Annotated in this window: 31 protein-coding genes; 9 read left to right on the forward strand and 22 right to left on the reverse strand. The window is 64.8% G+C overall.

Annotated elements, in window-relative coordinates:
• Nucleotides 1-76 precede the first annotated feature (76 nt).
• The 10 genes from EDD33_RS08890 to EDD33_RS08935 all read right to left on the reverse strand — a co-directional run bounded on the left by EDD33_RS08890 (nt 77) and on the right by EDD33_RS08935 (nt 8309).
• Nucleotides 77-472: a TIR domain-containing protein gene (locus EDD33_RS08890; RefSeq protein WP_123390194.1), complete on the reverse strand. Its 396-nt coding sequence runs from the start codon at nt 470-472 to the stop codon at nt 77-79.
• A 350-nt stretch (nt 473-822) separates the two neighbouring features.
• Entirely contained in the window at nt 823-1443 is a 621-nt protein-coding gene (locus EDD33_RS08895; protein ID WP_148076987.1) for a hypothetical protein, read from the reverse strand.
• Nucleotides 1444-1567: 124 nt separating this feature from the next.
• A complete protein-coding gene (locus tag EDD33_RS08900) occupies nt 1568-2713 on the reverse strand; it encodes a CHAT domain-containing protein (protein ID WP_123390198.1) in 1146 nt (381 codons plus the stop codon).
• 5 nt (nt 2714-2718) lie between these two features.
• Nucleotides 2719-2958, reverse strand: a complete 240-nt coding sequence (locus EDD33_RS08905; protein WP_123390200.1) for a DUF2188 domain-containing protein — start codon at nt 2956-2958, stop codon at nt 2719-2721.
• Nucleotides 2959-2975: 17 nt separating this feature from the next.
• Nucleotides 2976-4343 carry a Dyp-type peroxidase gene (locus tag EDD33_RS08910; RefSeq protein ID WP_123390203.1) on the reverse strand — a complete coding sequence of 456 codons (1368 nt, stop codon included), beginning with the start codon at nt 4341-4343 and terminating at the stop codon, nt 2976-2978.
• 409 nt (nt 4344-4752) lie between these two features.
• Nucleotides 4753-5259, reverse strand: a complete 507-nt coding sequence (locus tag EDD33_RS08915; RefSeq protein WP_123390205.1) for an ImmA/IrrE family metallo-endopeptidase — start codon at nt 5257-5259, stop codon at nt 4753-4755.
• On the reverse strand, nt 5256-5636 hold the full coding sequence (locus EDD33_RS08920) for a helix-turn-helix transcriptional regulator (protein WP_123390207.1): 381 nt from the start codon (nt 5634-5636) through the stop codon (nt 5256-5258). The genes EDD33_RS08915 and EDD33_RS08920 overlap by 4 nt, the downstream gene beginning before the upstream one ends.
• A gap of 261 nt (nt 5637-5897) precedes the next feature.
• Nucleotides 5898-6497 (reverse strand): nucleotidyltransferase domain-containing protein, encoded by a 600-nt coding sequence (locus EDD33_RS20835; protein ID WP_123390209.1) that lies wholly within the window; start codon nt 6495-6497, stop codon nt 5898-5900.
• 59 nt (nt 6498-6556) lie between these two features.
• Nucleotides 6557-7417 carry an HIRAN domain-containing protein gene (locus tag EDD33_RS08930; protein ID WP_246003656.1) on the reverse strand — a complete coding sequence of 287 codons (861 nt, stop codon included), beginning with the start codon at nt 7415-7417 and terminating at the stop codon, nt 6557-6559.
• A 328-nt stretch (nt 7418-7745) separates the two neighbouring features.
• Complete coding sequence (locus EDD33_RS08935; RefSeq protein ID WP_123393207.1) at nt 7746-8309, reverse strand: GNAT family N-acetyltransferase; 564 nt, start codon at nt 8307-8309, stop codon at nt 7746-7748.
• A gap of 98 nt (nt 8310-8407) precedes the next feature.
• Here EDD33_RS08935 and EDD33_RS20840 point away from each other — a divergent pair, with 98 nt between their 5' ends.
• Complete coding sequence (locus EDD33_RS20840) at nt 8408-8881, forward strand: GNAT family N-acetyltransferase (protein WP_211332485.1); 474 nt, start codon at nt 8408-8410, stop codon at nt 8879-8881.
• 432 nt (nt 8882-9313) lie between these two features.
• Here EDD33_RS20840 and EDD33_RS08945 read toward each other — a convergent pair whose 3' ends face one another.
• The 4 genes from EDD33_RS08945 to EDD33_RS08960 form a co-directional block, all read right to left on the reverse strand.
• Nucleotides 9314-9868, reverse strand: coding sequence for a P-loop NTPase family protein (locus EDD33_RS08945; RefSeq protein WP_123390212.1), 555 nt, complete (start codon nt 9866-9868; stop codon nt 9314-9316).
• A gap of 69 nt (nt 9869-9937) precedes the next feature.
• Entirely contained in the window at nt 9938-10405 is a 468-nt protein-coding gene (locus EDD33_RS08950) for a hypothetical protein (protein ID WP_123390214.1), read from the reverse strand.
• Nucleotides 10406-10637: 232 nt separating this feature from the next.
• Nucleotides 10638-11501: a PHP domain-containing protein gene (locus EDD33_RS08955; RefSeq protein WP_211332486.1), complete on the reverse strand. Its 864-nt coding sequence runs from the start codon at nt 11499-11501 to the stop codon at nt 10638-10640.
• Nucleotides 11502-11799: 298 nt separating this feature from the next.
• Nucleotides 11800-12360, reverse strand: coding sequence for a hypothetical protein (locus EDD33_RS08960; RefSeq protein ID WP_148076988.1), 561 nt, complete (start codon nt 12358-12360; stop codon nt 11800-11802).
• A gap of 394 nt (nt 12361-12754) precedes the next feature.
• On the opposite strand from EDD33_RS08960, the gene EDD33_RS08965 reads away from it, so the two are divergent.
• Nucleotides 12755-13096, forward strand: a complete 342-nt coding sequence (locus tag EDD33_RS08965) for a hypothetical protein (RefSeq protein ID WP_211332487.1) — start codon at nt 12755-12757, stop codon at nt 13094-13096.
• Between the two features lie 245 nt (nt 13097-13341).
• Nucleotides 13342-13533, forward strand: a complete 192-nt coding sequence (locus tag EDD33_RS08970; RefSeq protein ID WP_123390222.1) for a hypothetical protein — start codon at nt 13342-13344, stop codon at nt 13531-13533.
• 55 nt (nt 13534-13588) lie between these two features.
• Here the strand turns inward: EDD33_RS08970 and EDD33_RS19680 are convergent, their stop codons facing one another.
• From EDD33_RS19680 to EDD33_RS19685, 3 genes are all read right to left on the reverse strand, one after another.
• Nucleotides 13589-13972 (reverse strand): hypothetical protein, encoded by a 384-nt coding sequence (locus tag EDD33_RS19680; protein WP_148076989.1) that lies wholly within the window; start codon nt 13970-13972, stop codon nt 13589-13591.
• A 180-nt stretch (nt 13973-14152) separates the two neighbouring features.
• Nucleotides 14153-14740 (reverse strand): hypothetical protein, encoded by a 588-nt coding sequence (locus EDD33_RS08975; protein ID WP_148076990.1) that lies wholly within the window; start codon nt 14738-14740, stop codon nt 14153-14155.
• Between the two features lie 198 nt (nt 14741-14938).
• Nucleotides 14939-15325 (reverse strand): DUF6578 domain-containing protein, encoded by a 387-nt coding sequence (locus tag EDD33_RS19685; RefSeq protein WP_148076991.1) that lies wholly within the window; start codon nt 15323-15325, stop codon nt 14939-14941.
• Nucleotides 15326-15800: 475 nt separating this feature from the next.
• Between EDD33_RS19685 and EDD33_RS08980 the strand changes: the two genes are divergently transcribed.
• Complete coding sequence (locus EDD33_RS08980; RefSeq protein WP_123390226.1) at nt 15801-16442, forward strand: CPCC family cysteine-rich protein; 642 nt, start codon at nt 15801-15803, stop codon at nt 16440-16442.
• 50 nt (nt 16443-16492) lie between these two features.
• Here EDD33_RS08980 and EDD33_RS19690 read toward each other — a convergent pair whose 3' ends face one another.
• The 3 genes from EDD33_RS19690 to EDD33_RS08990 form a co-directional block, all read right to left on the reverse strand.
• Nucleotides 16493-16999 (reverse strand): hypothetical protein, encoded by a 507-nt coding sequence (locus EDD33_RS19690; protein ID WP_148076992.1) that lies wholly within the window; start codon nt 16997-16999, stop codon nt 16493-16495.
• A 217-nt stretch (nt 17000-17216) separates the two neighbouring features.
• A complete protein-coding gene (locus tag EDD33_RS08985; RefSeq protein ID WP_211332488.1) occupies nt 17217-17894 on the reverse strand; it encodes a hypothetical protein in 678 nt (225 codons plus the stop codon).
• 116 nt (nt 17895-18010) lie between these two features.
• Nucleotides 18011-18571 carry a hypothetical protein gene (locus EDD33_RS08990; protein WP_148076993.1) on the reverse strand — a complete coding sequence of 187 codons (561 nt, stop codon included), beginning with the start codon at nt 18569-18571 and terminating at the stop codon, nt 18011-18013.
• A 366-nt stretch (nt 18572-18937) separates the two neighbouring features.
• Between EDD33_RS08990 and EDD33_RS08995 the strand changes: the two genes are divergently transcribed.
• The 5 genes from EDD33_RS08995 (at nt 18938) to EDD33_RS19695 (ending at nt 22294) form a co-directional block, all read left to right on the forward strand.
• Nucleotides 18938-19273, forward strand: a complete 336-nt coding sequence (locus tag EDD33_RS08995) for a hypothetical protein (RefSeq protein ID WP_148076994.1) — start codon at nt 18938-18940, stop codon at nt 19271-19273.
• 126 nt (nt 19274-19399) lie between these two features.
• Nucleotides 19400-19915 (forward strand): GNAT family N-acetyltransferase, encoded by a 516-nt coding sequence (locus tag EDD33_RS20845; protein WP_425463860.1) that lies wholly within the window; start codon nt 19400-19402, stop codon nt 19913-19915.
• Between the two features lie 150 nt (nt 19916-20065).
• The gene (locus EDD33_RS09005) at nt 20066-20401 is read left to right on the forward strand and encodes a histone-like nucleoid-structuring protein Lsr2 (RefSeq protein WP_123390234.1); all 336 of its coding nucleotides are present in this window, start codon (nt 20066-20068) and stop codon (nt 20399-20401) included.
• 585 nt (nt 20402-20986) lie between these two features.
• Entirely contained in the window at nt 20987-21874 is an 888-nt protein-coding gene (locus EDD33_RS20850) for a DUF4184 family protein (RefSeq protein WP_425463846.1), read from the forward strand.
• 45 nt (nt 21875-21919) lie between these two features.
• On the forward strand, nt 21920-22294 hold the full coding sequence (locus EDD33_RS19695) for a hypothetical protein (RefSeq protein ID WP_148076995.1): 375 nt from the start codon (nt 21920-21922) through the stop codon (nt 22292-22294).
• Here the strand turns inward: EDD33_RS19695 and EDD33_RS09015 are convergent.
• Both EDD33_RS09015 and EDD33_RS09020 read right to left on the reverse strand, forming a co-directional pair.
• Nucleotides 22291-22995: a DUF6226 family protein gene (locus EDD33_RS09015; protein ID WP_123390236.1), complete on the reverse strand. Its 705-nt coding sequence runs from the start codon at nt 22993-22995 to the stop codon at nt 22291-22293. The two genes, EDD33_RS19695 and EDD33_RS09015, sit on opposite strands and share 4 nt — an antisense overlap.
• A gap of 57 nt (nt 22996-23052) precedes the next feature.
• Nucleotides 23053-23640 (reverse strand): PASTA domain-containing protein, encoded by a 588-nt coding sequence (locus tag EDD33_RS09020; protein WP_123390238.1) that lies wholly within the window; start codon nt 23638-23640, stop codon nt 23053-23055.
• Nucleotides 23641-23839 lie beyond the last annotated feature (199 nt).

The following is a 23839-nucleotide window of genomic DNA, read 5'->3' on the forward strand; positions in this document are numbered from 1 at the left end:
GGTTGGGTCGCTGCTTAGTTCATCGCTGGGGTTGTGCAGGCGCATGCGCGACGCCTGTCCGCTGCGTCTTGCTCATCTAGGTGCACTGGTCGACCATCGCGGCGACGTTCTCCCACGTCCAGGCGACGACGTTGTTGCGTCCGAGCCCGGTGGGCAGGGTGGACGTTGTCCCTGCCCCGTTGACGTACACCCCGAAGCAGGGCACAGCGACGCGCTTCGCCATGGCGATCTCTTTCGCCACGCCAGTCGCGGTGCTCATGTTCTTTCCGACAAGCACGATGAGCATGTGGCACTTGCTGATCTTCTCTTCGATCAGCGCTTCCCACTGCGCCTGCGGCAGAGAGGTCTTCGATGACCAGTCCTGTGCGGCGAAAGGGGTGGGTGAGTCGGTTTTCGCCTGCCCCGCGAACAGGATTTTGGGCGCGAGGTCGTGGTCGAAGTCAAAACTCAGAAAGGCCCGAGGCAAGGCCATGGGTCGCTCCTTAATCTTCGGGTGTGTTGGTTCTGGGACTGTAGGTGAGCCCACCGACAGTTCTCACTGTCTCAATCGGCTGCCGAAGGGCGATTTCGACGGGTGCGGCGTTGGGGGCGTGGCGCACGGGCTGAGTAGCGTCGCGCTCACCACCGGATGTGGTGTGGTCCGGTTGACCGGGCATGCGGGCTCCCTAGCGGTGTATCGGCGCTGGGGAAGGTGACGCCTGACGGTCGAGCCGACTGCGCGGCTCGACCTTCATTGCCAAACACCCGATGTGTCTCGGCCCGCCGACACGCCCGTGGGTCCAGTTTTCTTCGCGCCAGTCTCGGGATGCGGTCGGCGGGCAGTCATGGTCGCTGTTCCTGGGTGCCGGTGAATCGATGGAGGAACAGGTCGAGCCTGCTGATTAGCCCGTGACGGACGTCGTAGTCGCGTCGCGCCTTCACGTGGAGCCAGGGGTCGAACTTCAAGGGGACCTTGTTCGCCCGTTCCATGGCTGCTGGGTGGTCGTGCCACTCGGCGAGCCAGTCGCGGATGTAGGCGACGTATTCGACCGCATGTTGGTGCCAGATCACGTCGTGCTCTTCGAGGGGGTAGTCGACGCCGGTCTCGTTCACGTCCGAGATTCCAGCGAGGCCGAAGCGGGTTCCGAGAGCGAAGCGGAGACTGCGCCGAATGTGCTGGGCCTCGTCAGGGAGTCGACGCGAATGCCTGTCCCAGGTCTGTCCCCAGGTGGTCAGGGTTTCGGACAGTCGTCGCTGGTGGAGCGGGACGGCTGCGTCTGCGTCACCCGCCCGTTCGAGGTCCTGCGCCAGCCGCGTGAGGGCTTCTCCGAGTGCGGTGGCTGCTTCTCGCTTGAGGAGGCGTTGGTCGTCGTTCGACCCTCGGGCCCGGGTGAATTGGTGGGTGCCGTAGACGCCACCGCCCGCGACGATGAGCGCAACGGCGGTACTGATGGGTTCAGGCAACGACTCGTCCTCTCCTATGTCAGACGCAGTGTGCCGGTCCGCACCGACAGTCATCGGAGGCGACGACGGATACGGCCCCGGTTGCTGTGGGCTGGCGGCGGTTGCAGGTGATGGGTCTGTCGAATCAAGCCTGGTCGGTAGGCGGGAGGACCAGCCGCACCGTTGCTGCGTCGATGCCGGGTGCGGTTACGAGGGTGGGCAGGTCGTGGTCGGCGAGGCCGTTCATTTCCATGTCGACGCGCGCGACGGCGAGGGCGCTTTCGATGGTTTGGCCGTCTGCGATGGATCGGTAGAACCGGGTGGCGAAGGTGATGGCGTCGGGGTCGCCTACAGAGGCGGCCATGCCGATGGCGATGGGGACGCCGGACAGGAGCGCTTCGAGGTTGGTGGCGGATTCGCAGGCGTTGAGAACGACCAGTGATGGCTGGTGGTCGGGTGCGGTGACGGCGCGCATGAAGAGGTCGATGGGGATGGCGCGGCCCTGGCCGCCTTCGAGGCTGCCGTCGTCGAAGACCAGGACGTCTTCGTTGGCGTGGCCGGAGAAGTGGACGACGTGGGGCTGGAAGGAGGTCAGGTAGTTCAGGAGGTCGTCGGCGGTGACGTCGGGTGCGTACTCGATGTCGACCAGGTCCCTGTGTAGCGCAGCGACGACGGCGTTCTTGACGCGGCGGATCTCCTGGGAGACGCGCAGGTCTCCGTCGGGGGTTGCGGTCGCGTAGAGGATTCGGAGGTTCTCCTGCTGGGGCGGTCGCAACGCGTCGATCTGCGCGGTCAGGCGTTCCTCAGTCTGGCTGATGCGTGTGTCGGTGGCGTGCTGCTCGGCGCGTCGCTGCTGCTCGGCGCGGATCCGCTCCTGCTGCCGGGCGCGCTCGTCGGTCTTGCGCTGGGCCTCACGCTTGCGGTCTTCCTGCTGACGGGCACGCTGTGCCTTGTCGGCGTCGCGCTTGTCGCTGGCGGCTTCACGCTTCAACGCTTCGGTGAGCGTCTTGCTGTGCCGTGCCTCTTCCTTGCTGAGGTCGGCGCGCTTCTTGGCCAGGGCAGCGATCTTCTTGCCTTCGGCGATCGCAGCGTTGCGTGCCTGGTCCGCCTGCCGGTCGTACATACGAGTGTTGGCGGGGCTGGTGGCCTTCGCGGCGCGGCTGGCCTTGTCTGCAGCCTCGGCCTCCTTGGTGGCCTTCTTCTGCTCAGCGGCACCGAGGTCCTGGTCGACCTTGGAGCGCTTAGTGACCACCTCGGCGATCTTCTGTCGTGCCTGGACCGATGTCGTCATGGGGGTCAGCCCTTGCTGCTTCGGGGGTCGTTGCCGGGGGCGATGGTGTCCTGGGCTCGGATCTGTCCGTTGTTGCCGCGCACTGCGAGTTCGCCGCCGCCGTCGTTGGCGAGGATGTTGCGGCCTCGTGCGATGGCGTCGCGCTGCGTGGGTTCGACGGCGCTGGCGCGGGAGGCTCCGGGCTTGCGGACCTCGTAGTTGCCGTCGTCGCGTCGCTGGACGGTGCGTCGGTTAGGGGTGGTCATGGGTGGTGGTCTCCTGTTCAGCCGTAGGGGTTGGCGTCGGGCTTGAGGGTGTTGGTGATGCGTTCGATGCGGTTGGGCTGGTCGATGGTGATGGTGAGGTCGCCGACGGCCTGGAACCGGTCGGGGGTGGTCTCGCGGATGATGACGGTGGTGCCGACCGGGACCTCGGGGAGGACGGCGTGGCCTGCCGGGTTGGTGGTGACCGGGTCGCCGATCTGGGTGCCGTTCTGGTCATGGAGGGTGAACTGGATACCGCCCACCTCGGCGTTGGTCGGGTTGCCGAACGCGTCGACGGCGATCTTGCGGACGTGGACGCGGCCCTTCTTCAAGGTCTTGGGCGGCTTCGGGGTGTCGAAGTAGCCAGCGCCCGGGTGACGGTTGTCGTCCGGGACGACAACGAACAGCCCGGCTCGCTTGAAGATGAGCAGTTGCCGTTCCACCAGAGCGTCTCGGCCCGTGTTGGTCTGGGGGAAGTTGTGGTTGAGCATCCACCTGTTCAAGACGACGTCGAAGTCGTCGAGGGTGGCCTGGTAACTGACGAACTGCAGACCAAACTTGAGGACGCCGCCCTCTTCCTCGACGTAGGGCACTCCGCGACGGAAGATCCCGGTCTGGTCGTGAAGTGTGCCGCGCGGACCGGTCTTGCGGAGGTGGCTGGTCTGGGGCGGGTTCGAGGGGTCGCCGAACTCGGCTTCGGTCTTGGGGTCGGTTCCAGGGGCCAGGTCGAGCCGTGAGCCGTCGTCGGTGCGGCGGCCCATGATCTGTTCCTGGGTGGGCTGGTCGAGGCCGTGGAACGCGTCCAGGTTCTGCTCGATCTTGAGGTAGGCGAGGTAGCAGCCGCCCGCGAGCCAGTCGGGCTCTTCGGGGAGGCGGTCGTGGTCGATGGTGGTGGTCTTACGGCGCTCGTCGCGGGTGAGGTTGCGCAGACCGTCGAGGTGGCCGAAGGCTTCCCGGTCGTCGTTGCGGGCGTATCCGTGCTCGATGTCGATGCTGGTGACGGTGGGGCGGGTCGCCCAGAGTCCCTTCAGCAGGTCGGCCAGCCGCGCCTCGGAGGTGTAGGTGACGTGCAGGGCGACGTCAGCGGACAGGGCCTCGGCTTCGCCGGGGAGCGTGGGGGGCGCGGTCAGGCCGTGGGGGTTGTTGGCCGCGTACTGGGGGAAGCGGTTGAAGAACCGGGAACCGAACGCGATGACGGTCGAGGCGTAGGCGGCGTCGCGGCCCTGGTGGTCTTCGCTGGCGTCGATGAGGGCGCTGAGGCGGGTGAGCCAGTCCTTCACGATCGTCTCGTCGAGGCCGTCGGCGAGGGTGACGAAGATGAGCGACGCTTCGGCTCGCGGGTCGCGGTGGACGTCGTTGGGGAGGACCCCGAGGTCACGTGTGGGCATTGCAGGACTCCTGTTCTGCCCGACCGTGGTTGTCGAGGCGTTTACAACGGTGCGGCAGATGTCTACGAAGTGTCAAGCACGTCTGACGCTTGTTTGCCTGACGCCTGTCCAGGACTCATACGCCGTCGGCCCTTCTTCAACGTCCGCGCAACGACGCGACCTCAGACGACGGGCTGGGTGCCGGGGCGGTCGACGGTACGAGGCCGAGAATCGTCCAGTGCGTCAGCGGCGAATGGACGACGTGAGGTGGGCGCAACTAGGGAGCAGACGACTGAGCAGGGCAGCGTGGCGCTGCCCAGACCTTATGACGCATACGACGGATGCGCCGCTCACGGTGGGGCGCGTATGCACGGCGCTCAGCCCAGTCGGCACCGATCCCTCGCCTCGTGCTCGTGGGACGGCGAGCAGATCAGGTGGTTATGCCAAGGTTCATGAGCCGGTAGCCCATGGCCTCAGTGCTTACTTCAAAGATGCGCCCTAACTTGCGTTGCAATTCCTCAGGCGTCGTTGCTTGGGTCGCCTGCACTGCCTTGCGTACTGCGTCCTCAGGCATGAGGAGGGCCGCTGCGAATCGGTTGGCTTCGATCTCTTCGCGGTTTGTGGCGGTAGCGGAAGTACTGTCTCGAAGGTTGTAGCGAATTGACGAGTCGACAATGAGCGGGCGTCCGCGATGAAGCACCAGATGGCCGAGTTCGTGCGCAAGCGTGAACCGCTTGCGTTTGTCGACCTGACGCTTGTTCAAGCCAACCGTCAGCGCCCCATGGTCGCGTATCAACATGCCTGACACGTCCTTGCCCATGGTGGTCTCGACGACCGCGACTTCGAGTTGCCGAGCAAGTTCGTACACGTCCACCGGTGGACCAGACACCCCATGGGTCTCCAGCAGTTCTCTAGCGGCGCTGTCGACGCGGGTCATCGTCGGATCACCGCTGCCTTGCGTTGCTTCGCAGCCGCACGACGGACGTTGTCGAGCGCGGATGAGTAGTTGGTGTTCGTGGCGTCAGCGACCGCCTCTGGCGTGAGCACATCGCTCGGCAGTACGTCGGCGAGGTCGCAATCCAGCGCTCCGCAGATGAGCAGCAGTCGGTAGAGCCCGGGGGTCTGCTCGCCACGCTCAATGTTCGCTATCGAGCCGCGAGTCATGCCCGCTTGCGCAGCAACCTGGTCTTGGGTGAGTCCTGCCGATTGACGGTGCTCGCGCACGTTCTCGCCGAGCCTGCGGTTGAAGAGAAGTTCCTCTCCGCTGCGTGTTGGCACGTGGCGTCGGGCCGCGTCAATCTGCCTGTCGCTCATGTCTGCATGCTAATCACCCTTCGGTCGTTCATGTACCAGCGGGAGGCCACGCCACGCCCAATTGCTTCCCCGTCAGGCGGGTTGCGGTAGCCGCTCCGCTCAGAATCAGGCTGACGTACAAGCATCCCCGCCGGGATGGCGACAACAGAGACGTCCGTTCACCTCCCCGATGAACTTGGCCTGCGCCAGGGTGCATCAGGGGACGACCTCGCAGCGGCATGCGCGACTGCGCATGTGAACCACCTCGTGTGTCTCAATACGTCAAAGCGAGGCTAGCCAGGGATGAGCCCCCGATGTCGATGCGAGGGATCGTCGTAGCCAACGGCGTTGTGACGGGTTCAGGTGGGTCACGGCGGCTTGGAAGTCGGCCTCATCTTTGGGGCGCGGATCGCGGCTCTTGTAGAGCAGTTGAACGTCTGGGCTTAGCACCCGTCGTTCCGTGTTGGAGGCTGGGCCGTCTAGTTCGGGGACGGGGCGACGGATGCGCTGGTCGCGCCTGTAGACCCACTCACCGTTCTTGGTGTCGTCCACCATGACTTGCATCGACCAGGGTGACGACGGCGACCGTCGGCACCAGATGTCGTGGACCGTTCTCGGGAGGCGCTGCTCGACGGGCCATGGTCGTAAGGAACCAGCAGGGTCGCCCACGTGCAGGTCCCACCCCGCGAGGTGATCGCGTAAAGAGGCAACGTCCTCTCGCAAGACGAGTACATCAATGTCCTCGTGTCTGCGGGTCTGATGACCCACATGCAGATCGAGCGCCCACCCACCGGCAATCCACCACCGGCAAGGCAACCCACCCATCACGTCGACTACTTGATCGGGCGTGAGCGGCTCCCAGGCCCCCAACGCATCGTTCATACCGCCATCATCACAGGCGTCACAGACGGGTCAGCACGCCCAATAGGGGCCGTGGCCGCCTACCTACTACGCGTGAGGTGGTCGTAGAGCGCCCGCTCGCACACCAGCACATGGGGCGTTACGTCGTCGCTACCTGCGCCCGACCCTCGCGTACTCACGGCCACGAGGTCCGCTCCTCCGTCAACAAGGGGCGCGAGCCGTTTCGCTTGGCCCGTAGGTACGTAGCCCGCCTTGTTGCGATCCCGCTCGGCGTACACGGCTAGGGCATTGGCGTCGTGGGGGTTGTCGGGCTCTCTCCTTAAACGAAGGAGCGCGCCCGGCGTGAATCGACCCGATCTTGTCGCCGCCTCGTTGTACCCCGTCCCCCTCAGCACGAATGAGTAGATCCCTGCCCTGTATGCCGTGCGGCTCCTGGGGTTCACCCACCCGAGCGGAGTCACTACCAGCAGCCGATCCCGGACCCGCTCAAGCCGGGCGTCGGGAAGCCCGCCAGCGCCTGGGGCCAGAGCGCGAGCCTCATCCTCAGGGCTCAGATACTCCACACGGGCCACGTGTCCGACGCTCTTAGCCCTGTCGATCTGCTGCGCCGCAGTCCATGGTTCGCGGGGGCCGCGTCGCTCTAAGTGCTCCGCAACTCGTCGGATATCGCTCGGTGACCGACCCTGCAGCCGGTAGGCCGCGAGCCGCTTCTCCCATTCGTCCGCGCCCATCCAGGACGGACCGCCGTTAGAACCAAGAGCGGTCAGTGGCGGGACAGGCCCACGTTCAGGTGGGCGCGGGTCGTCGTCCACTCCGCCCTCGCGCAGCATCTCGGCGTTCCTTCGCGCGTCTTTTGTCTCAATCTCGGGAAGCATTCGCGCGGCTTCGGCCTCTATCGCAGGAAGCATGCGAGCGGCTTCCGCCTCTATCTGCCGCATCATGTCCGACACGGCCCGATCAGCCTCGAACTGAGACCTCTCCGCCAACTTCGCAGCGGGCGGGCGCGGCAAGGCGGTAGGCGGCGTATACGGCCCCGGTGGTGGGGGTCGCGGTGAACGACGCAGCAAGACTGCACCCAGAATGAGTGCGATCAGCAGCCCGAGCAACGGCACCCACATGGGCGGAACTTAGTCCTTCCGACCCTTGCCGGACAGCGGGTCGCCGCGTTTCCGGACGGGCCACGCCCGCGATCAGCGGGACTCCACATCTTGGACCGCTACACGGCAAGTGTGAATCGACCCTGCGTTACCAGGTGGCCGACAGATCCTGTTACCCCCGCCGACCTGAGCCGGGGGACGTCGATCTGGACCAGATGCCGAACCACTGCTCAGCGTCCCACTGCTCGAAGCGTTCCACCTCGACGAACCCCAAGGCTGCGGCCAGACGCATCGAGGGCTCGTTCGCGCTTTGCGTGCACAGCACTACCGATTCGCCGGGAACCTCGTCAGCGAACCACTCCAGGACCGCAGCGCTTGCCTCTTTGGCGTACCCGTGTCCCCACGCCTTGCTGAGGAAGAGGTAGCCAAGCCAGGGAGCCCCGGAATCGTCCGCCACGTGCCCGCGCCGCTCCGCGTCGCGTCGATCGAGCGTCACCGTGCCGATCATCGCCCCGCCCAGTTCGACAACGAAGAAGCCGGGACGTCGCCCCGGAATCTCCGGGACCGATTCCTCCAACACATCGCGGGGTTGAGCACCGCCAATGAACTGGCCCACCTGCGGCGAGGCGAACAGTTCGATGACTGCCGCGCGGTCCCGAGCCTCCGATGCTCGAAGCACGAGCCGCTCAGTCTCGATAGGCGCAGGGGGCCGAACAGCCGGTCCGAGTTCAACCATGACTGACACCCTAAGACGACGCCTACATCCGTCGACGACCTGCACTTTGGGCACCGGAACTGACGTCGCCTGAGCGTCGACTTCGATAACTTGCATGTATGGCGGGCCTGAGCGACGTGGAATGGCCACCGGCCCCAATTCGCACTGAACGTCTCCTCGTGCGACCCACGGCTGCATCCGATTTGGACGGCTATGTCGAACTCCTGTGTTCTGAGCAGTTGCGGCGCTACCTCGGCGGCCCGTTGAGCCGTGACGATCTTGGGGACCTGCCGCAGGTTCCTGGGAATCGGCCCGGAGTGTTCGCCGTCCAAGCGGACGACGATTTCGCTGGGATCGTCACCCTCGATCGACGCGACCCGGCACGCCCCGGCCACATCTCGCCCGCAGGCAACGAACTCGAAGTCAGTTACACGTTCCTCCCGGTCCACTGGGGTCACGGATACGCAACAGAAGCAGTAGCAGGCGTTCTCGGGTGGGCTTCACGGGCTCTTCCTGAAGAGCCCGTCGTGCTGTGCACCCAAATCAGCGAACGAAGCCTCGGTGCGGCTGGCCGCTCGCCTGGGGTTCGTTGAGACCGAACGGTTCGTTGAGTTCGACGCGGAACAATGGTTCGGAGTCAGAGGGGCCTGACACCGGCGGCTGTCAGTAACCACTGGACCCCTACCGGTGTGGAAGTTGCTTATGGAGCCAACCGCGCCGGGCCGCCATCGGATCGGACGGGACACAACTTCGCGGACGCTGCGACGTGCAGCGGTTTCCCGAGATCGCGAGAACAACGTCTTCGTCTTGCTCGCGAGTGACATTGGGCCGGGGATTGCTCTGTATCGCACGATGCCCTCGCGGCGTGTCGGCGCTGGGGAAGGTGACGCCTAAGGGTCGGGCCGACTGCGCTGCTCGACCTCCACAGCCACACACCGGATGCATCTCGGGCTACTGACACGACCGCAGGTCCAGTTTTGTCCGCACGCGTCTCGGGACGTGGTCGGCGGGCCGTCGGGCCGGGGTCAGCGGTCGCGTTTGACGTTCGAGGCGATCTGCGCGATCAGCCGGTCGACGTCGCGACGGGTCCGCAGTCGGTGGAATGTGAGGTTGGCCCACTCAGGGTCTCTCATGGCTTGGGCGTACCGGTGTTGTGTGCGCCCATAGGCGGTCCAGGCCCACCAAAGAATGGAGTCTTCGCCGCGCCAGAACATGAGGCCGCGCCAACTTTCGCGATTGCCGTTCCACAGTTCCTGTCGTGTAGCGGCTCGTCGGATGATGCGGCTGATGGATTGCGTGATGGCGCGCCAGCGCGGCGGGCTGACCCAGATGACGGTGTCGGCCTTGTCCCAGACCAGGGGCCCGATCTTGCTCCAGTAGTTGCCATCTATGACCCACCCATCGGCGGCTGTGGCGGCTTCGACACGCACCTTGAAGTCTCCGGGTGTTGCAGGGGTCCAGTCGGGTCCCCAGTGCAGGGCGTCTAACTCGATGTGCGGGACTGCGAGTGCTGCGGCGACCCGGCTAGCGACGACCGTTTTACCGGAACCGGAACTCCCGACCACCGAGACACGCTTCACGGCTCACCTCCCTTGGGACTAAATCGGGACCATCACAGCCGACGAGCGCACTTGGCCGAAAGATGATCGTCAGTGTCGGTCGCGCCGTGCGGCAGGGGCCTCCCGGAGGGGCAACACCGGTACTGGGTGGACTTCTACTTCCAGTCGGCGTCGCTCTTCTTCGTCGAGGCGCACCACAACGGCTGTGCCTTCATCGCTGAGAGACACGATCGGTAGGACACGGTTTTCGGACCAGACGCTGGCGTCGAGGGCATAGCCAGCGAAGGTGGTGAAGGCGTGCCACACGTCGTCGTGTGCTCGCCGGATCATCCCAGTCGCTTGGTAGGACTCGGTGTCGACTGGCTTCCCGGTCGCGGTCATCAAGGCTTTGGCAGCCTCGCGCCCCCTGACCGGCCATGCGTTCTGGTTGCTCCACGGGATGTCGGACTCGAACTCCACAACTGTCTTCTCCAGCGCGCGCAGGACAAGTTGGCACACCTCAGCACGGTCGTCGGCTGACAGTCCGTTGGTATCAACTACGTAGTAGGAGAACGTCACAGGCTCAGCATCCCCTCATCGCGAATCGTCAACTTCTTTCCGTCGCCGTGAACGTGGGACGTGATGACACGTGCGTCGAAACACCACTCCCCGACCACCTCCACTTGGCCCACCGTAGGAGTCGCTGACGCGGCGACGGGGCTTGCGACGCTATGGTCTGCGGATTGCCGTGTCGTGGTGGCGTTTCCTGCAGCGCCGCAGGGTTGGTGACGGGTTCGTCGTAGCCGTCGGGTCAGGTGCGTCGCCAGACGCCGAGGGGGTCTGGCCCCGGGCGGAACCCGGCGGCCTGAGCCGTGCGGACTGCTTCGACGAACCCGTGGGCGAGCGACTCCGGATCGTGGGCGTCGCTGGCGAACGTGATCGCTTGGCCGCCTTCCTGGTGCCACCAGAGCAATATCTGGGGATGCAAAGGCACCTTGGTGTTCAACTCCAACACCTTGTCGGCACTGGCCAGAACTCGCAGAACGTGTCGGTACTGGTCTTCGAAGTTCAAAGGGTCGTAGGGGCGGTCGTGCCCTGGCCAGTAGCGGACCGGGTAGTCGATGTGTGCGAGTACCTCGAAGTTGTCAAATTGCTCTACGAGGCGCACCGTCTCATCCAGGTAGTCGCGCACGACTTGGTCCGGTGTGTGGTCGGCAAAGGACGATGAGACCTCCTCGAAGCCGGAGCCGGTGGCACGACGAGCGGAGTGCACGGACGCAAGTACGCGTTCGAACTCCCCCGCTTGCAGAAGTGAGGACGACCGTTCGGAGTGCCAATGCGGTTCGCTGAGTTCGACACCCGAGTAGATACGCAGGCCGGGGTAGCGTTCTCTGCACCGCTCCAGGCTTGCGTTGTATCCCTGCAAGTCGATTGGGGGCGGCACCAAGACGCCTCCGGTTACGAAGCGATCCCAGGCCGGAGGTCTCTGCGCATCTTGAGGGGTCACCCAGCCGGTCATGTCTGCGTGCTCGGTGAAAGCGACTGACGGCAAGCCCAGTTCGATGGCGCGAGCACACGTGCGTTCCATAGACCCGTAAGGCGCATCCCAGGACCACTCGGTGTGGACGTGGCTGTCCGGCGGCAACATCCTCGGATGCTCGTCAGGTCCACCCATGGGATGCATCCTTGCTCACGATGGCGTCCTACCCTCAAGGCTGCCCTGATGCCGCGAACGGTTTGATAGTTAGCGAGGCGTCAACGGGGTTTCCGTCAACTGCGAACCTTGAGCGGACCCGCATCAAGGCTGGCCTGATGAACTAATTCGTCCGGCCAGCAATGTGTTAACGAGGGTTCAATCTTCGCTGATGCGCAACCGTCGCTGGCTGCCGCACCATGCGTCGATCTCACGAACCCGGCCTAGAGCCTTGGTGACGCGGTTCGGCTGAACTGGCGACGCGACCCGCGCGGCCTAGTTAAAAGTGGGCCCCTCGGCATAGCCGGTTCAGCGTCGTCGTGGCGTAGGCCAGAATCTCGTCACTGAACCCTTGAAGTCCGAGGCGGATTTGGTGGTCCGCGTAAACGCGTCGAAGGTCGATGAAGTACGCGCCGTCGTCGTCGTCGCGAACGACGCGGGCCCGCCCAGCCCAGCCCCGGTCTATCAGTTGGTCAGCGATGGCTTCCATGGCTCGCTGTGCGGCGGGGGTGGGCGACAGGGACGCTTTCGAACCGAGGTCAACGTCGGACAGGGCGGGGCCGCTCAGTTCCCAGTCCTGGTCGGCCTCCGGCTCGAAGACCTCCCCGCTGTCTACGGCGCATCCGGAGGCGCTGGCTGGTCGTGGGGAGCGCGTGTTGGTCGGGTCCTTCACGGCGTTGAGGTCGTCCACGGCCACCGAGAGCCGCTTGAGATTGAGGGCCACGCCCTTCTTGTCCGCGACGATCTGGGTGTGGTCACTACCGAACGGTGTGAAGCCGCACCCAGTCACGAGGACGCACATCGCAGCAAGCGCCGATGCTGTCCGCAGAGTCGTCCTCACGACGAGATCGTGGCATGAGACCTCGACAGGACGACCCAGAATGCCCAGGGCGGCGCGGCACACGGCACTGGAAAGGCATTCGCCTCGCAGTGCCTGCTACCTAGCCGAAAGAAGGCACTGCGGAGACGGCATGGTCGTCCGGCGCGCGGCCACCACACCGGCTCGACCGGGTGGATAGGGAGATGGGTAACTTTGCGAAACCCTCGAACCTGGCCGGACGTCATGTTGGGGGGTGGAGGCCATGTTCCCGGTGGTCGGCTCCGTCTTGCATAGGTGTCGTCCGACACTCCGCGCTCGCAATTAGTACGTCCGAACCGGGGCGGCACCATCGTGCGAACATGGCGACGTGTTCGTCAGGTACGAATCGCCTACAGCCGGGCCACGGGGTGTGAGCGTGGGCATCTTCGCTCTGGCTAACGGACTTGCCCAGGATGGCCGTCTGTCGCCTGCAGAGCACATCGAGTGGCGAGCGGGGAACGACTGGTACGAGGCCGCGTTCACCGATCCCACGACAGTCGATCCGTCCATTTACGACCGGGCGATCAACCCGACGGCGACTGCCTGGTTCAAGGTGTCCGCCACACATCTGACCGACCGGCTTCAGCGCTACCTCGACATTTTGCAGACCCACGGTGTCGCCTGCGTTCGAGTCGAGTCCGTCAACCCCGGTCGCATCATCTACGAGGACACTGACCAGGTCGTGGTCGTCACCGATACTGCGCAGGTCGTCGACTAGGGGGACCCTCAAGCCTCACCGTCCGCCGCCCCTCCGTTCCGGGGGACAGCACCCCGGCAATTCGCTCTCCGGTGAACCCAGGGATGAAGTCCTTGTCGTCCCTGTTCCGGTCAAGTTGACGCCCTCGAATGGAGACTCCCGCGCGTGATCTCCAACGAGGCCGTGAAGGTCACTGTCGAGCCTCTGGGGCCCTGCCCGAACCACCCCTACGCTTAGGTGCCACACCAGTCCGAAGGGGGCACCACATGACCGTTTTCTGGATCATCGTCGCCGTGACCTGCGTCGGACTCGTCTTCCTCGCCGTGCGTGAGCGACGCGCCGGACGCCGGGTCTCCCCCGACGCGATTCAGCAGCGGCGCGACGACACGTTCCGGATGCGCACCGGGGCCGACTACTACCAGAGCAGCATGCCGAAGAAGGACCCCAACCGACGCTGACGCAGAACGGGCTGCGCGGGCATGCAGTCGGTGAGCCGGTGCGTCAGGCTCTGGCTCACGCCGAGTTTGGTTTGACCGTGATGAAGGCTTCGATGGGGTTGCCGCCAAGCGCGACCATCACCAGGGCGGCGTCGAGGCTCGCCTGGTCGACTGGGTCGCTTGGCCAGCAATGTCTCATCCAGCCGTTGAAGACGGCCAACCCGCTATATCGACGTATGCGATGCCCGGGAAAAAAGTCGACCCAGCCCGTTGACGCTTTCGGGGTGAGTCCCGGCAGGTGCCCGGAGAACATCTCGCCCCTATCAAATGACACGGCGGCAAACTGCTTGGAACGCGTCGGTTTGCACGACGCGCATCTCGTGCGTATCAGGTCAGGCGCGGTTTGGAGGTCCGAGATGATGGTGCACCCATTGATGCGCCACTCCCCCACCCGGCTCACGGCCCCTACCGTAGAGGTGGACACTCGGCGGCGCAGCGCACGAACACACTGGTGCCTGCGCGAGGGGTCAATCAGGGCGCGTTGGGGGCGCTGTTTCGCAGCCGGTGATAGGCACCGCCGTGGGCGGCCTTCTCGGTACGTACGCGCGTTGCTCTCAAGGAGCGGGCGACATCCGGGGCGTTACCGACGGTTCCGCTCCCATGGCGCGTCTTCGCCATAAGCCACCCGGCGCACTAGGTCAGGTAGGGCGGCTTCTAGCGCCTCGGCTGCGGTGTTTGAGCACCCGATGGAGAACTCGATCTCTTCGTCGACTTCGCATGCGAGGCACCAGGCGTGGTCTGCGGGCCACACCAGGTCTGGCTCGACGTCGTGACTGGTGTCTGGTTTGCCGATGGCGTCCGCCCAGATGGTCTGTGCTGCGTAGCGCATGGCCGACACGGGACCGGCGTAGAGGAACATGAGCGCGTTCGGGAGGGGCACGCGTGGCGCGTCCGGCTCGGGGCCGAGGTTGTATCCCTCCCACATGGCCACGTAGGCGTTGTCGGGGGTGTTGGTGTGACCCGTCAGCACATGAAGCGCGGTCGCCATGGCGTTGACGTTGGCGGCTGGCCCGAGGCCGATTGGTCCCACCGGGTCGATGGGAAGTCGCAGGTAGGTGTCGAACCCGGGCGGGCCGTACCGAAGAACGGTCGGCCCGTCACCTGCCCTGGCTGCATCCAGTAGCCAATCGGCGGGTGTGGCGTCAGCGGCAGGACGCAGGATTGGCACGCGGCCCAGTGTGTCGGACTGACGAGTCACGACCTGGACGTGCAGTTCCGCGCGCCCCAGAGGTTGTCTGGCGGGCCCCACCGTTATCGAGCAAGACCAAGCAGGCTGCCTGGCCCCGCTGGCAGCCGTTCCGGCGACGCGACACCAACTCTCAGGCGAACGGGGAGTCGGGCCGAAACGCGTACGGTGTCCCGGCAACTAATGGTGGACGTCAATGTCGACCAGGTAACCCTCGAATGACAGACCACGGCGTTCGGCCTCGGGATACCAGCCGTCAGCCTTCCCAACATCGACTATCCGTGCACTCCCCGGGATTGGGATTGGCACTTCAGAGTCATCCGGGGAGGGCGCATATTTGATGCTCATGGCGCGGATGCGTCTCACTGTGGCCGAAGTGACCGGAGCACCGTCGGGTGCATCATGATGGTCCTCTTGACGGTCGACCTGGGCTGCCAGTTCTTTGCCTATTGCAGGCACTAACCAGTCGACGTCTGGATGTTCGTGGAGATTCCAAGTGACATCGCGGCCAGCCCGGAACTTCTTCCCGCAGCACTGCATCTGCCACGCCTCGACCCATACGAGCATGCACGACGGTACATCGTGGCAGTCGTCGTAGAGATGAATCCTTCGGAGCCGCGCGCACGTCGCGACCGGCGAATGCTGTGACGCCGGGGTGCGGGCGTGGGTGCGGGTGCGGGTGGCACCTGAGCACATCGTGGTCACCACGGCGGGTGGAACGGCGGCTAACCCCCGTATTGACTGGTGCCACCGGATCGACGGCAAGCCGCAGTTCACTACCGAACCAGAGTGGGCGGTACCGAGGAACAGTCGGTCGGTCACCAAACCCGGCCTACATCTAGGCCCGGTTGACGAGTGGGGCGTCGAGGCAGGACGCAGGGCTGGGCACGCGGTCATTGCGGCAAAGGACGCCACGACCGCCCGACGGGCAGGCCGCGCATAGAGGGAGGTTGTGACATTGGAGGTCGGGTCGCGCCCCTGCTGCGAGGCCATCCGCCAAAGTCTCTTCTGACCACGGTCGCGAGGCATCAGACTCGACTGCATGTACGCGTGTCCCTGCTGTGGCTATAAGACGCTGCCGGGCAGCGGCGAGTACGACCTGTGTCCGGTGTGCTGGTGGGAAGACGAAGGCGGCATCGAGCCGTGGGAGTTCAGTGGACCAAACGGTCAGACGCTGGTCGAGGCTCAGCAGGCGTTTCTCGCGGAGACGCTTGCCTATCGTCGTCGCCCGGGGAAGGTTCGGGCCCCGAAGAGGCGAGAGGCGCGCGACCCAGACTGGTCGCCCCTCGAACTGACGGATGAGTTGTGGGCGCGGGCACGTCGAGCAGCGGCGGACCAACGACTCCGTTGGGAGGAAGAGGATCGCCGGTACGACCAGGAGGTTGCGGACGATCCGGAGGGGCCGTTCAAGGAGTACAACGCCGGAGTGCGGCTCATCGCGACCAACGCTGCGTCGAAGACCCACCGGCAGGTGAAGCAGGAGTTGACGGACCTAGTTAATGAGCACGACGTGGGACTCCCGGCGGCCTTCGTCGACCTGCAATCGCGGCTCATCATCGACGACCACTTCTACCGTCGCCACCCGTTCCACGCCGCCTGGTGGATGCTGCGGTTCGCTCGCCCCGGCTCGGTCCAGCAGCATTGGGCGATGCTTCGAACCGGGCATGTCAATCTCGCTGGCTGAACCTGCTCAGACGAGTCAGCAACGAGACCTGCTGTATGACTATCGAGTCTTCAGTCGTTGCCGTAGCGGGCGAACGTGGTGGGTGTGCTGTCGAGGTTGTCTTCCAGTGTGCTGAGGTTGACCACGGTCGACTCCCCGTTGGCGCGGGTGATGGTCACGAGCGACTCGTATGACTCTGGGCTGCCTTCGGGTTTGAAGCCTGACCCGTCCTTCTTGGTGAGGACGCAGATCGCGACTCGCTCGGTGGGTGGTGCGTCGACGAGGCTGGCCGAGAATGTGGCCCAGTCTCTTTCGGGGACTTCTAAGACCCATCTCTTGACTCGGGCTAGCGGGACGACGGTGGCCCGGTCGACGTTGATGTTGGAGCGTGGGGTTCGTCGGGCCCCGTGCAGGCACATTTCGTCGGGCGCGTCGAGCGAGGCGATCGTGGGTTCGCTGTTGGGTTCGTCAGTCGAGGCTGAGGAGCATCCGCCGAGAAGCAGAGGGCTTGCGATCAGGAGGGAAAGAGGCAGAGCGACCACGCGGAGTGCCTCGCTCGCCAGCCCGTCCCCGTCCATGCGGCCATCGTGACAGTTCGTGGGCGCTGGCAGGGAAGGTCGTTGAGGTCGCTGTCGTCAGGTGCTGTAGACCCACCGGATGCGGCATAGGTGGCCGCGCTGTTCTGACTAACCGCACCGCACCGCACAGCACCGCACCGCACCGCACTGGGCATTCACCGGCCACAGCGGAGACTGCTGAGCCCGGCGCGTCTCTGACCCTCACCCAGGCAATCGGTTACTGGCTGGCTGCGGTCTCGTAGGCCTTGGCTTGGGCCTTGAGGAGGGTGGTGACTTCGTCGGCGTTCGCGTTCATGAGCCCTCCCCCGCCCGTGTTGATGAGGGTGGGTCCAACGAGCGCGAAGTTTTGGAGGAGCACGGTGTCGTCGGCGGTGATCTTGATGCCGACGGCTCCGTCGCCGACCTTGGGGGCCGACATGGGCGAGTAGGTCAGTTGGGTGCCTTGGTAGGTCTCGCCGGTGCAGGTTTCCAGGGCATCAGTGAGCGCGGTGAACGCAGCCTTGGCCTCATCGGCGTTCGCGTACTGGCGCAGGCCTACACGGAGCAGTTCGGCGGACAGGCCGCCGCCCTTGGTGAAGTCGCGAGAGACGTAGTTCTTCTCGGTGAAGGGCTGCTCGTAGTCGCAGAACGTCTTGTTGGTGGCCCGGTTGGGGTCGGGTGGGTCTTGGGCGTAGCCGGGCGGCAGATCCTGCACCCCGAGAAGGGCCTTGGTGAGGGCCGGTTTGCCGAGGACCCGAAACTCGGGGGCGGCTGGCTTAGTGGGTTCGGCCTTCGTGGTGGTGTCACCACTTGCGGAGCCGTCGGCCCTGTCGGGCGTTTCGCTGCCGCCCCCGCAACCGCTCAGACAGAGGGCTGCGGCGATGAGAGAGGTGGTCGTCCGAGATAGGCGCATCACGTTGTGACCTTTACACGTAGTTGAGCACGGCGGGCGCTCCATACCGCGTCCGTGAGATGGAGGCCTCGCGGGCGGCCACGTCGGAGATCTCGAACTTTGACTGGAAACTGTTCGCGTCAGAGGCGCGGTGGCCCATCGGACCAGTCGGCGGCGAGCAACCTGTTGATGAGTTCCTCGTACTGGGCGCGGTCGAAGGTCAGACGAAGCAGTTCGATCGGCTGCGCCGTTTGGTGAAAGGGCTCGTAGGTCACCTGCAACCCGACGTCCTGCCACTCGACGGTTCCGGCGGTCACCTCGACACGGGTGCTCACCGCACCGCAATCAAGGTCTCCGCACTCGCACGAGAGCAGCACGACCCGGCCATCTTCGAAAGCCGACCCAGTGAATGCGTAAGGGGTGCCGCGCAGGCGAAGGAGGCGGTGGATGCGGCTGCGATCGAAGCGTGGGACAAAGACGGGTAGTGGCATCTCGTCCCCGCGCAAGCGGCGGAGGTTTCCGACCCGGAGCGCATCGGCATCTGCGCGCCCAGCGTCGAGCAGGGTGCTCCCCCAAACTGGGTGGAGGGTTTGCAGCAAGTCACCGTCTACCGTCCAGTCCAACCGTGGGTCCTTGGCCCAAGGCTGCGGGCGTTCATAGCGTCGCTCGGTGTTTACGGGTTGAACCCCCAGCAGGTGCACAGTCGCAGAGTAGGCGGCTTCGCTGAGTGAGCAACCTTCAGCGCGACGTCATGCGACGGCTCATCGCAGCGCTCTTAGGCCGGTCATCCGGAATTGCGACGCCTATTGTCGGCGATGCCCTGTTCTGCCGCGCAAGGCTTTGAGACGAAGTGTCGTAGCGGTGTGGAGACCCGGCGTATTCCTATCTGCTTGCCGACAGTCGATAGCGGGCAACGGTTAGACCTGAGGACACGGTGGATGACGCATCGTGGCCTCGACGCCACCAACGACTGCGTCAGGTTGTCAACGTCCAGGCCCACAGCCATAGGAGTTCACAATTTCACCGATGCGGCCCGAACTACCGGGGGCTGCCAATAACCTCAGGTCGTGCGTGTTTCATCGGCGACCTGCGGGCTATTCGTGACGTTGACGTTGGCCGCGCTGTCAGCGTGCGGCTGGCCGGGCGCGGGTCGAGTCCCTCTCGAAGATGAGAAAGCGTTCCTCGATGCGGCTCGCGAGAAGGTTCAGAGCGCACGCGAGTACGGCAATGGCGACCTTGTGGAGATGGCCGAGCGGGTTTGTTACATGGCCGCTGTCCCTCAGGGCGCACGCCTGATCGGCGATGAGTATGGCGGCATCGCAACCAGGGACCGTGAACTCCTCGCCTACATCTCCCTCACGGAGGGCTGCCCCATAGCCGGAGGAACGACAGACAGATTATGAAGGTCTAGAAGCGTCAGGACGTGACGGCCCTAGCCAGTTTTTTTGAGGGCGTCGCGTGCTGGCCAGAGCGGTCAGTCCAGTAGGAGGCGGGGGCGTACTGTCCACGTCGTGTCTTTTCTTGGACCAGTGTCCTGGCCACCCGCGCCCATCCGGACTGAAAGTCTTACGGTCAGGCCACCTAGGGCTGAAGACCGGACCGGCTTCATTGAGTTGCTGTGCTCAGATGAGGTCCGCGAGTACCTCGGCGGGCCCCTTCTGCGTGGCGACGTAGAACGCGACTTACCTGCCACGCCAGGGAATCTCCCTGGCATTTTCGCTATCGAGGCGGACGGACAGTTCGTCGGCAGCGTGACACTGGACCGACGTGACCCCGAACGTCCCGGCCATCTCTCGGAAGGCGGCAACGAGGTTGAGGTCAGTTACACCCTCCTTCCCGCTTACTGGGGAAGGGGTTATGCGACCGAGGCCGTCGGAGGCGTCCTGGAGTGGGCAGAGCGTGCCCTCCCCGGCGAACCTGTCCTGTTGTGCACCCAGTTGGCAAACGCTGCTTCGATGCGTTTGGCCGCTCGGCTCGGCTTCGTCCAGCAAAACCGGTTTTCGGAGTTTGACGCTGAGCAGTGGTTGGGGGTCTACAGACCCTAGACAGCGCGCACCCGTCACACCGGCGTTTCCTAATTGGCTCAGGCTTTCTCGGGCTGGCGGTGGGCGTGGGCATCGGCGGGAATTGCCAGACACAACTACAGTGGCGGATGTCCGCCACCACGAGTACGAACGACTTCATAGGAGAGCCACATGGCACAGAGGACGGTAGTCACGCTTGTCGACGACCTCGACGGAACCGAGATCGACGACGGAGAGGGTGAGACCGTGACATTTGCGCTGGACGGCCAGACCTACACGATCGACCTCACCAGCAGTAATGCGGAGAAGTTGCGGAGCGCCCTACAGGCTTACGTTGCAGCGGGAACGCGGCTCTCGGGCGGACGGCGTGGGAGCCGCCCTACCAGCGCCTCTTCCGGGCCGAAGGCCAGCGAAGTGCGCGCGTGGGCAACAGCGCAAGGGATCGACGTTCCCGCACGCGGTCGTATTCCGCAGCAGGTCAAAGACCAGTACGAAGCCGCGCAGTAGCGCCGCTCTGCGGGTCTTCACCACGATGGCCGTTCGGGACTGGGCCTCGAAGCCGATCAGTGACCCGCCGCAACGCGCGAGACCATCAGCACGAGCCGAAGCGACAGGCGCAGCAGTCGAAGGGACGAGCGTGGCGAAGGATGGCCGGTCCTGAACGGCCCCCACGGCACGGGAGTTCTTGTGTGTGGCGACGACGGGTTCTTGATGCAGGCCATTGTCGAGGGCGTCCTCGAAGTCGGCGACGCATTCCTGAGCCTGCGAGAAGGCGAGGCCTTGACACCCCTCGCGGTGCCGCCAGGCACGACCATCGGCGAAGACGCGGTCCGAGCGCCCCTTCTCCGCATAGGGCACCGCGAGTACGGCCTTGGCGACCGTGTTTCCGGTAGCGGTGGTCACGTTCGGGGCAGTGCATCCACCCTGCCCAGCGGTGTGGGGCTCACATCCAGCGATGTAGTAATCGCTTGGCAAGCCACCCACTAGTCATCTCAGACGCCCAAGGCCCAGCAGGATCCGGCTCGATGGTCTTGAACTCGCTCACAGAGCGCTGGTGGCAGAGGATGGGCACGTTCACCCGTCAATACCTAGATGGGATCCCTTAGCCCGGTGCCGATCACTCTGGCTCACCCCGCAGCCGTGCTCCCCTTGCGCTGGTTACACCTGCCTTTGGCTGCGATGGTGTTCGGCTCGATGGTTCCGGATGTGCCTCTGTTCATGGGGTGGGCAAGCGGCTACGCGCTGTCTCACAGCCTGCCGGGTGTCATCACGGTGAACTTGATGGTGGCTCTGGCCGGACTTTGCGTTTGGAACGCGTTCGTGCGCGACGCGCTAGTCGACATGGCCCCAAACCCGGTCCGGATGCGCCTCGCCCCACGGCACCGCCTCACCTGTCGACAGTGGCTAGTGGCCCCGGCAGCAGCCGTGGTCGGCTCCCTCACCCACCTGGCATGGGATGCGTTCACCCACCCGGGCCGCTGGGGGGTGACCCACGTAGCGTGGCTTCGAGCCGATCTCGGCCCGCTGCCAGGGTTCAAGTGGGCGCAATACGCCTCCGGCGTCATAGGCATGTGTGTTGTTCTCTGGGCGGTATTGCCGACCTGCGCTCCCGTCCTGCCGGGCTGCCCCTGCGTAGCCGCGCAGTTCCTGCACCGGTCTTACCCATCGTGGTCGCTGCTGCCGGGGCCTACGGTCTGGTTGCGGGACTATCCCGATCCACCGATGGCCTCCATGCCATTGTTTTCAACGGTGTCGTGCAAGGCATCATCGCCACATCTGCGGGCCTGCTCTTGGCGTGTGGAGCCTGGATGCTGTCAGCGCGACGACCCCAAGAGCGCCCTTGAGCCGCACAGCGACGCACGCTTTTCCCGGATATCGCTGTCGTGCGATCGACGCGGCGCTGGACACCTCGCCCTTCGGAGTTCGGCACTTAACGGGTGCATCGAGCGCTCCCCCTGTGCCGCACACCCTGCTCGTTGAAGGTTGGGACGCGTCGAGGCAAGCAACCACACTTATGGTCACGCCATGGCCGAGGTAGATCCCGACGACGACCAGCGCACTCGCTACGTGGTCTGGCACTATCGCTACGACCCCTTGCGTCGACAACGGCGGAACGTGATTGTCGCCGCCTACGACGACCGGGATGAGTTCGAAGATCGGGTCCAAGAACTGTCGCGTTCTCTGCGCGATAGAAAGGCAGCCGGTGAGGCTGAGCCGGGTGAAAACATCGGCGGCGATGTCCGGACGCCAGGGCACGCAGAGCGAGCGCAGAACACGCGTCTGCTGCAGCGCGCGATTGGCCATGGCGTCTGGACACCCCATTGGGATCGAGACAGCCCTCCAGACGGGGTCCATATCGTGTCCGTCGGTGTCGACCCGTCAGACTCGGGCAACAACTAGGATGGCGAGGCGGTTCCGTAAGAGAGCCAGGTTTCACCGGCCCAATGCTGGGACGCGTTCGAGGCGGGCTGCAGCAGCGCCTCGGGGTCCTCACGGCGACCGCCTCCCGATGACATCCAGCCATCCAGGGTTCGGGTGACTCGCATGCCGCCCGCTCTGGCGTGAACGACACCGCCTCGGGCGACGGTGAGGAACCAGCCGTCGAGGACTTCGAGCAGGTCTTCTGACCCTGAGTCGCAGTGGTCACAGCCGCAGTCCGGCACGGTGTCCAGGAACACCGGGCGGTTGTCGTGGTCGCCCGGTTGCGCGATGCCGACATCGACGCCGAACAAATCCCCGTCGACCTTCGTGTAAGCGACCAACAGAGGCAAACCTTGGTCTTGCGTCGGTGTGATGCGGCGGACCCGGGCGACCTGCTCGGCTTTGCGATTAGCGTCGACCCACGTTGTCGCGGCCACGTCGACGGTTGTGGCGGTTCCCCGGCGTTCGAGGACCTCGACCCAGGCGTCGACGCGTGCATGGAGGATCCGGTACTTGCCGGGATCCAGGCAGCGCGAGTAGGTCTCGTCGGGTGGCTCTTCGTCAGCGTAGGGGTTGGGCCACCCCGGGGTGCCTGCACCAGTTCGCCTGAACGCATCATCGACGTCAGCAACCAGTTCGTCGAACCATGGCGAACGTTCTTCGCAGTCGACGTCGTCCATTGTCGAAGCGTTCCACCGTCACCTCACGGCGACAAACACTTAACCGTCCGGGTCGATCTACTGCGCCGGATCCGTCGACGCCCCCGACAGAGTCACCGTGACCGAGCCACCGGTTGCTATGGGGCTCCCGGGGCCAGGTTCGATCTCAAGCAGACTGCCCTCCGGCAGGCTGGCATAGGAGCCGGAGTCGCTCTCCCCCACCTCCGCGACCTCGGTCGCGACCTCAAGTCCCGCGCGCTCGATCGCTCGGATCAGAGCATCAGCCGTCTTGGGCTCGGCACCGAATCCGGGTGTCAACCCATCGGCGGTCTTGAGCGGCACTGTGATCACCTCAGCAGGCAGACGACGAAGCGAGTCCCGGATCGTCTCGTAATGACCGTCACTGTCCTCGTTGATCGTGACCGCAAAGACAACCCCGAGCGAGGGCACAGCGAAGATCCTGCGACACACGCCCTCGAACCAGTATTCGCAGCCGGGCCGCTCCACGACCGGTACGCCGTCGATCTCACCAGCGGGCTCCATTGCGGCAACCAACTTCTCGCCGTAACCGCTCCTTGCATCAAGGAGAGCGAGGGCCGAGACCTCATCGACGGCTGCCTTGTCGGCGTCAACGCAGTCGTAGGTCGCCCCTGTGTCGAAGTACACGGTGTCCTCGATAGGCGCACCACAACGCGTGTCACCGGTCGTCCACCAGTCTGGGACCGCGACGACGACCCCTTGAGACCCCACCCAGCGCGTGCCGTCGGGCGGCTCGCCAATGGGCGAACGATCCCCCTCTCCTCTGGCGAAGTTGCATGCGCTGAGCAACGCTGCCAAGAGAACGGCGCAAGCGACGGCGATTGGT

It is taken from the genome of Nocardioides aurantiacus (genome assembly GCF_003752505.1).
GTDB lineage: Bacteria > Actinomycetota > Actinomycetes > Propionibacteriales > Nocardioidaceae > Marmoricola > Marmoricola aurantiacus.

What these genes read in the sequence shown, in the direction of transcription:
- EDD33_RS19695 (WP_148076995.1), top strand. Translation starts at nt 21,920, where the DNA reads ATGGCCGAGGTAGATCCCGACGACGACCAGCGCACTCGCTACGTGGTC.
- EDD33_RS20840 (WP_211332485.1), top strand. Translation starts at nt 8,408, where the DNA reads ATGGCGGGCCTGAGCGACGTGGAATGGCCACCGGCCCCAATTCGCACT.
- EDD33_RS08980 (WP_123390226.1), top strand. Translation starts at nt 15,801, where the DNA reads ATGTACGCGTGTCCCTGCTGTGGCTATAAGACGCTGCCGGGCAGCGGC.
- EDD33_RS08920 (WP_123390207.1), bottom strand. Translation starts at nt 5,636, where the DNA reads ATGAGCGACAGGCAGATTGACGCGGCCCGACGCCACGTGCCAACACGC.
- EDD33_RS09015 (WP_123390236.1), bottom strand. Translation starts at nt 22,995, where the DNA reads ATGGACGACGTCGACTGCGAAGAACGTTCGCCATGGTTCGACGAACTG.
- EDD33_RS09005 (WP_123390234.1), top strand. Translation starts at nt 20,066, where the DNA reads ATGGCACAGAGGACGGTAGTCACGCTTGTCGACGACCTCGACGGAACC.
- EDD33_RS08955 (WP_211332486.1), bottom strand. Translation starts at nt 11,501, where the DNA reads ATGGGTGGACCTGACGAGCATCCGAGGATGTTGCCGCCGGACAGCCAC.
- EDD33_RS20835 (WP_123390209.1), bottom strand. Translation starts at nt 6,497, where the DNA reads ATGAACGATGCGTTGGGGGCCTGGGAGCCGCTCACGCCCGATCAAGTA.
- EDD33_RS08915 (WP_123390205.1), bottom strand. Translation starts at nt 5,259, where the DNA reads ATGACCCGCGTCGACAGCGCCGCTAGAGAACTGCTGGAGACCCATGGG.
- EDD33_RS08935 (WP_123393207.1), bottom strand. Translation starts at nt 8,309, where the DNA reads ATGGTTGAACTCGGACCGGCTGTTCGGCCCCCTGCGCCTATCGAGACT.
- EDD33_RS08890 (WP_123390194.1), bottom strand. Translation starts at nt 472, where the DNA reads ATGGCCTTGCCTCGGGCCTTTCTGAGTTTTGACTTCGACCACGACCTC.
- EDD33_RS08970 (WP_123390222.1), top strand. Translation starts at nt 13,342, where the DNA reads ATGACCGTTTTCTGGATCATCGTCGCCGTGACCTGCGTCGGACTCGTC.
- EDD33_RS08900 (WP_123390198.1), bottom strand. Translation starts at nt 2,713, where the DNA reads ATGACGACATCGGTCCAGGCACGACAGAAGATCGCCGAGGTGGTCACT.
- EDD33_RS19690 (WP_148076992.1), bottom strand. Translation starts at nt 16,999, where the DNA reads ATGGACGGGGACGGGCTGGCGAGCGAGGCACTCCGCGTGGTCGCTCTG.
- EDD33_RS20850 (WP_425463846.1), top strand. Translation starts at nt 20,987, where the DNA reads ATGGGATCCCTTAGCCCGGTGCCGATCACTCTGGCTCACCCCGCAGCC.
- EDD33_RS08910 (WP_123390203.1), bottom strand. Translation starts at nt 4,343, where the DNA reads ATGCCCACACGTGACCTCGGGGTCCTCCCCAACGACGTCCACCGCGAC.
- EDD33_RS19685 (WP_148076991.1), bottom strand. Translation starts at nt 15,325, where the DNA reads ATGCTCGTATGGGTCGAGGCGTGGCAGATGCAGTGCTGCGGGAAGAAG.
- EDD33_RS08905 (WP_123390200.1), bottom strand. Translation starts at nt 2,958, where the DNA reads ATGACCACCCCTAACCGACGCACCGTCCAGCGACGCGACGACGGCAAC.
- EDD33_RS08930 (WP_246003656.1), bottom strand. Translation starts at nt 7,417, where the DNA reads ATGATGCGGCAGATAGAGGCGGAAGCCGCTCGCATGCTTCCTGCGATA.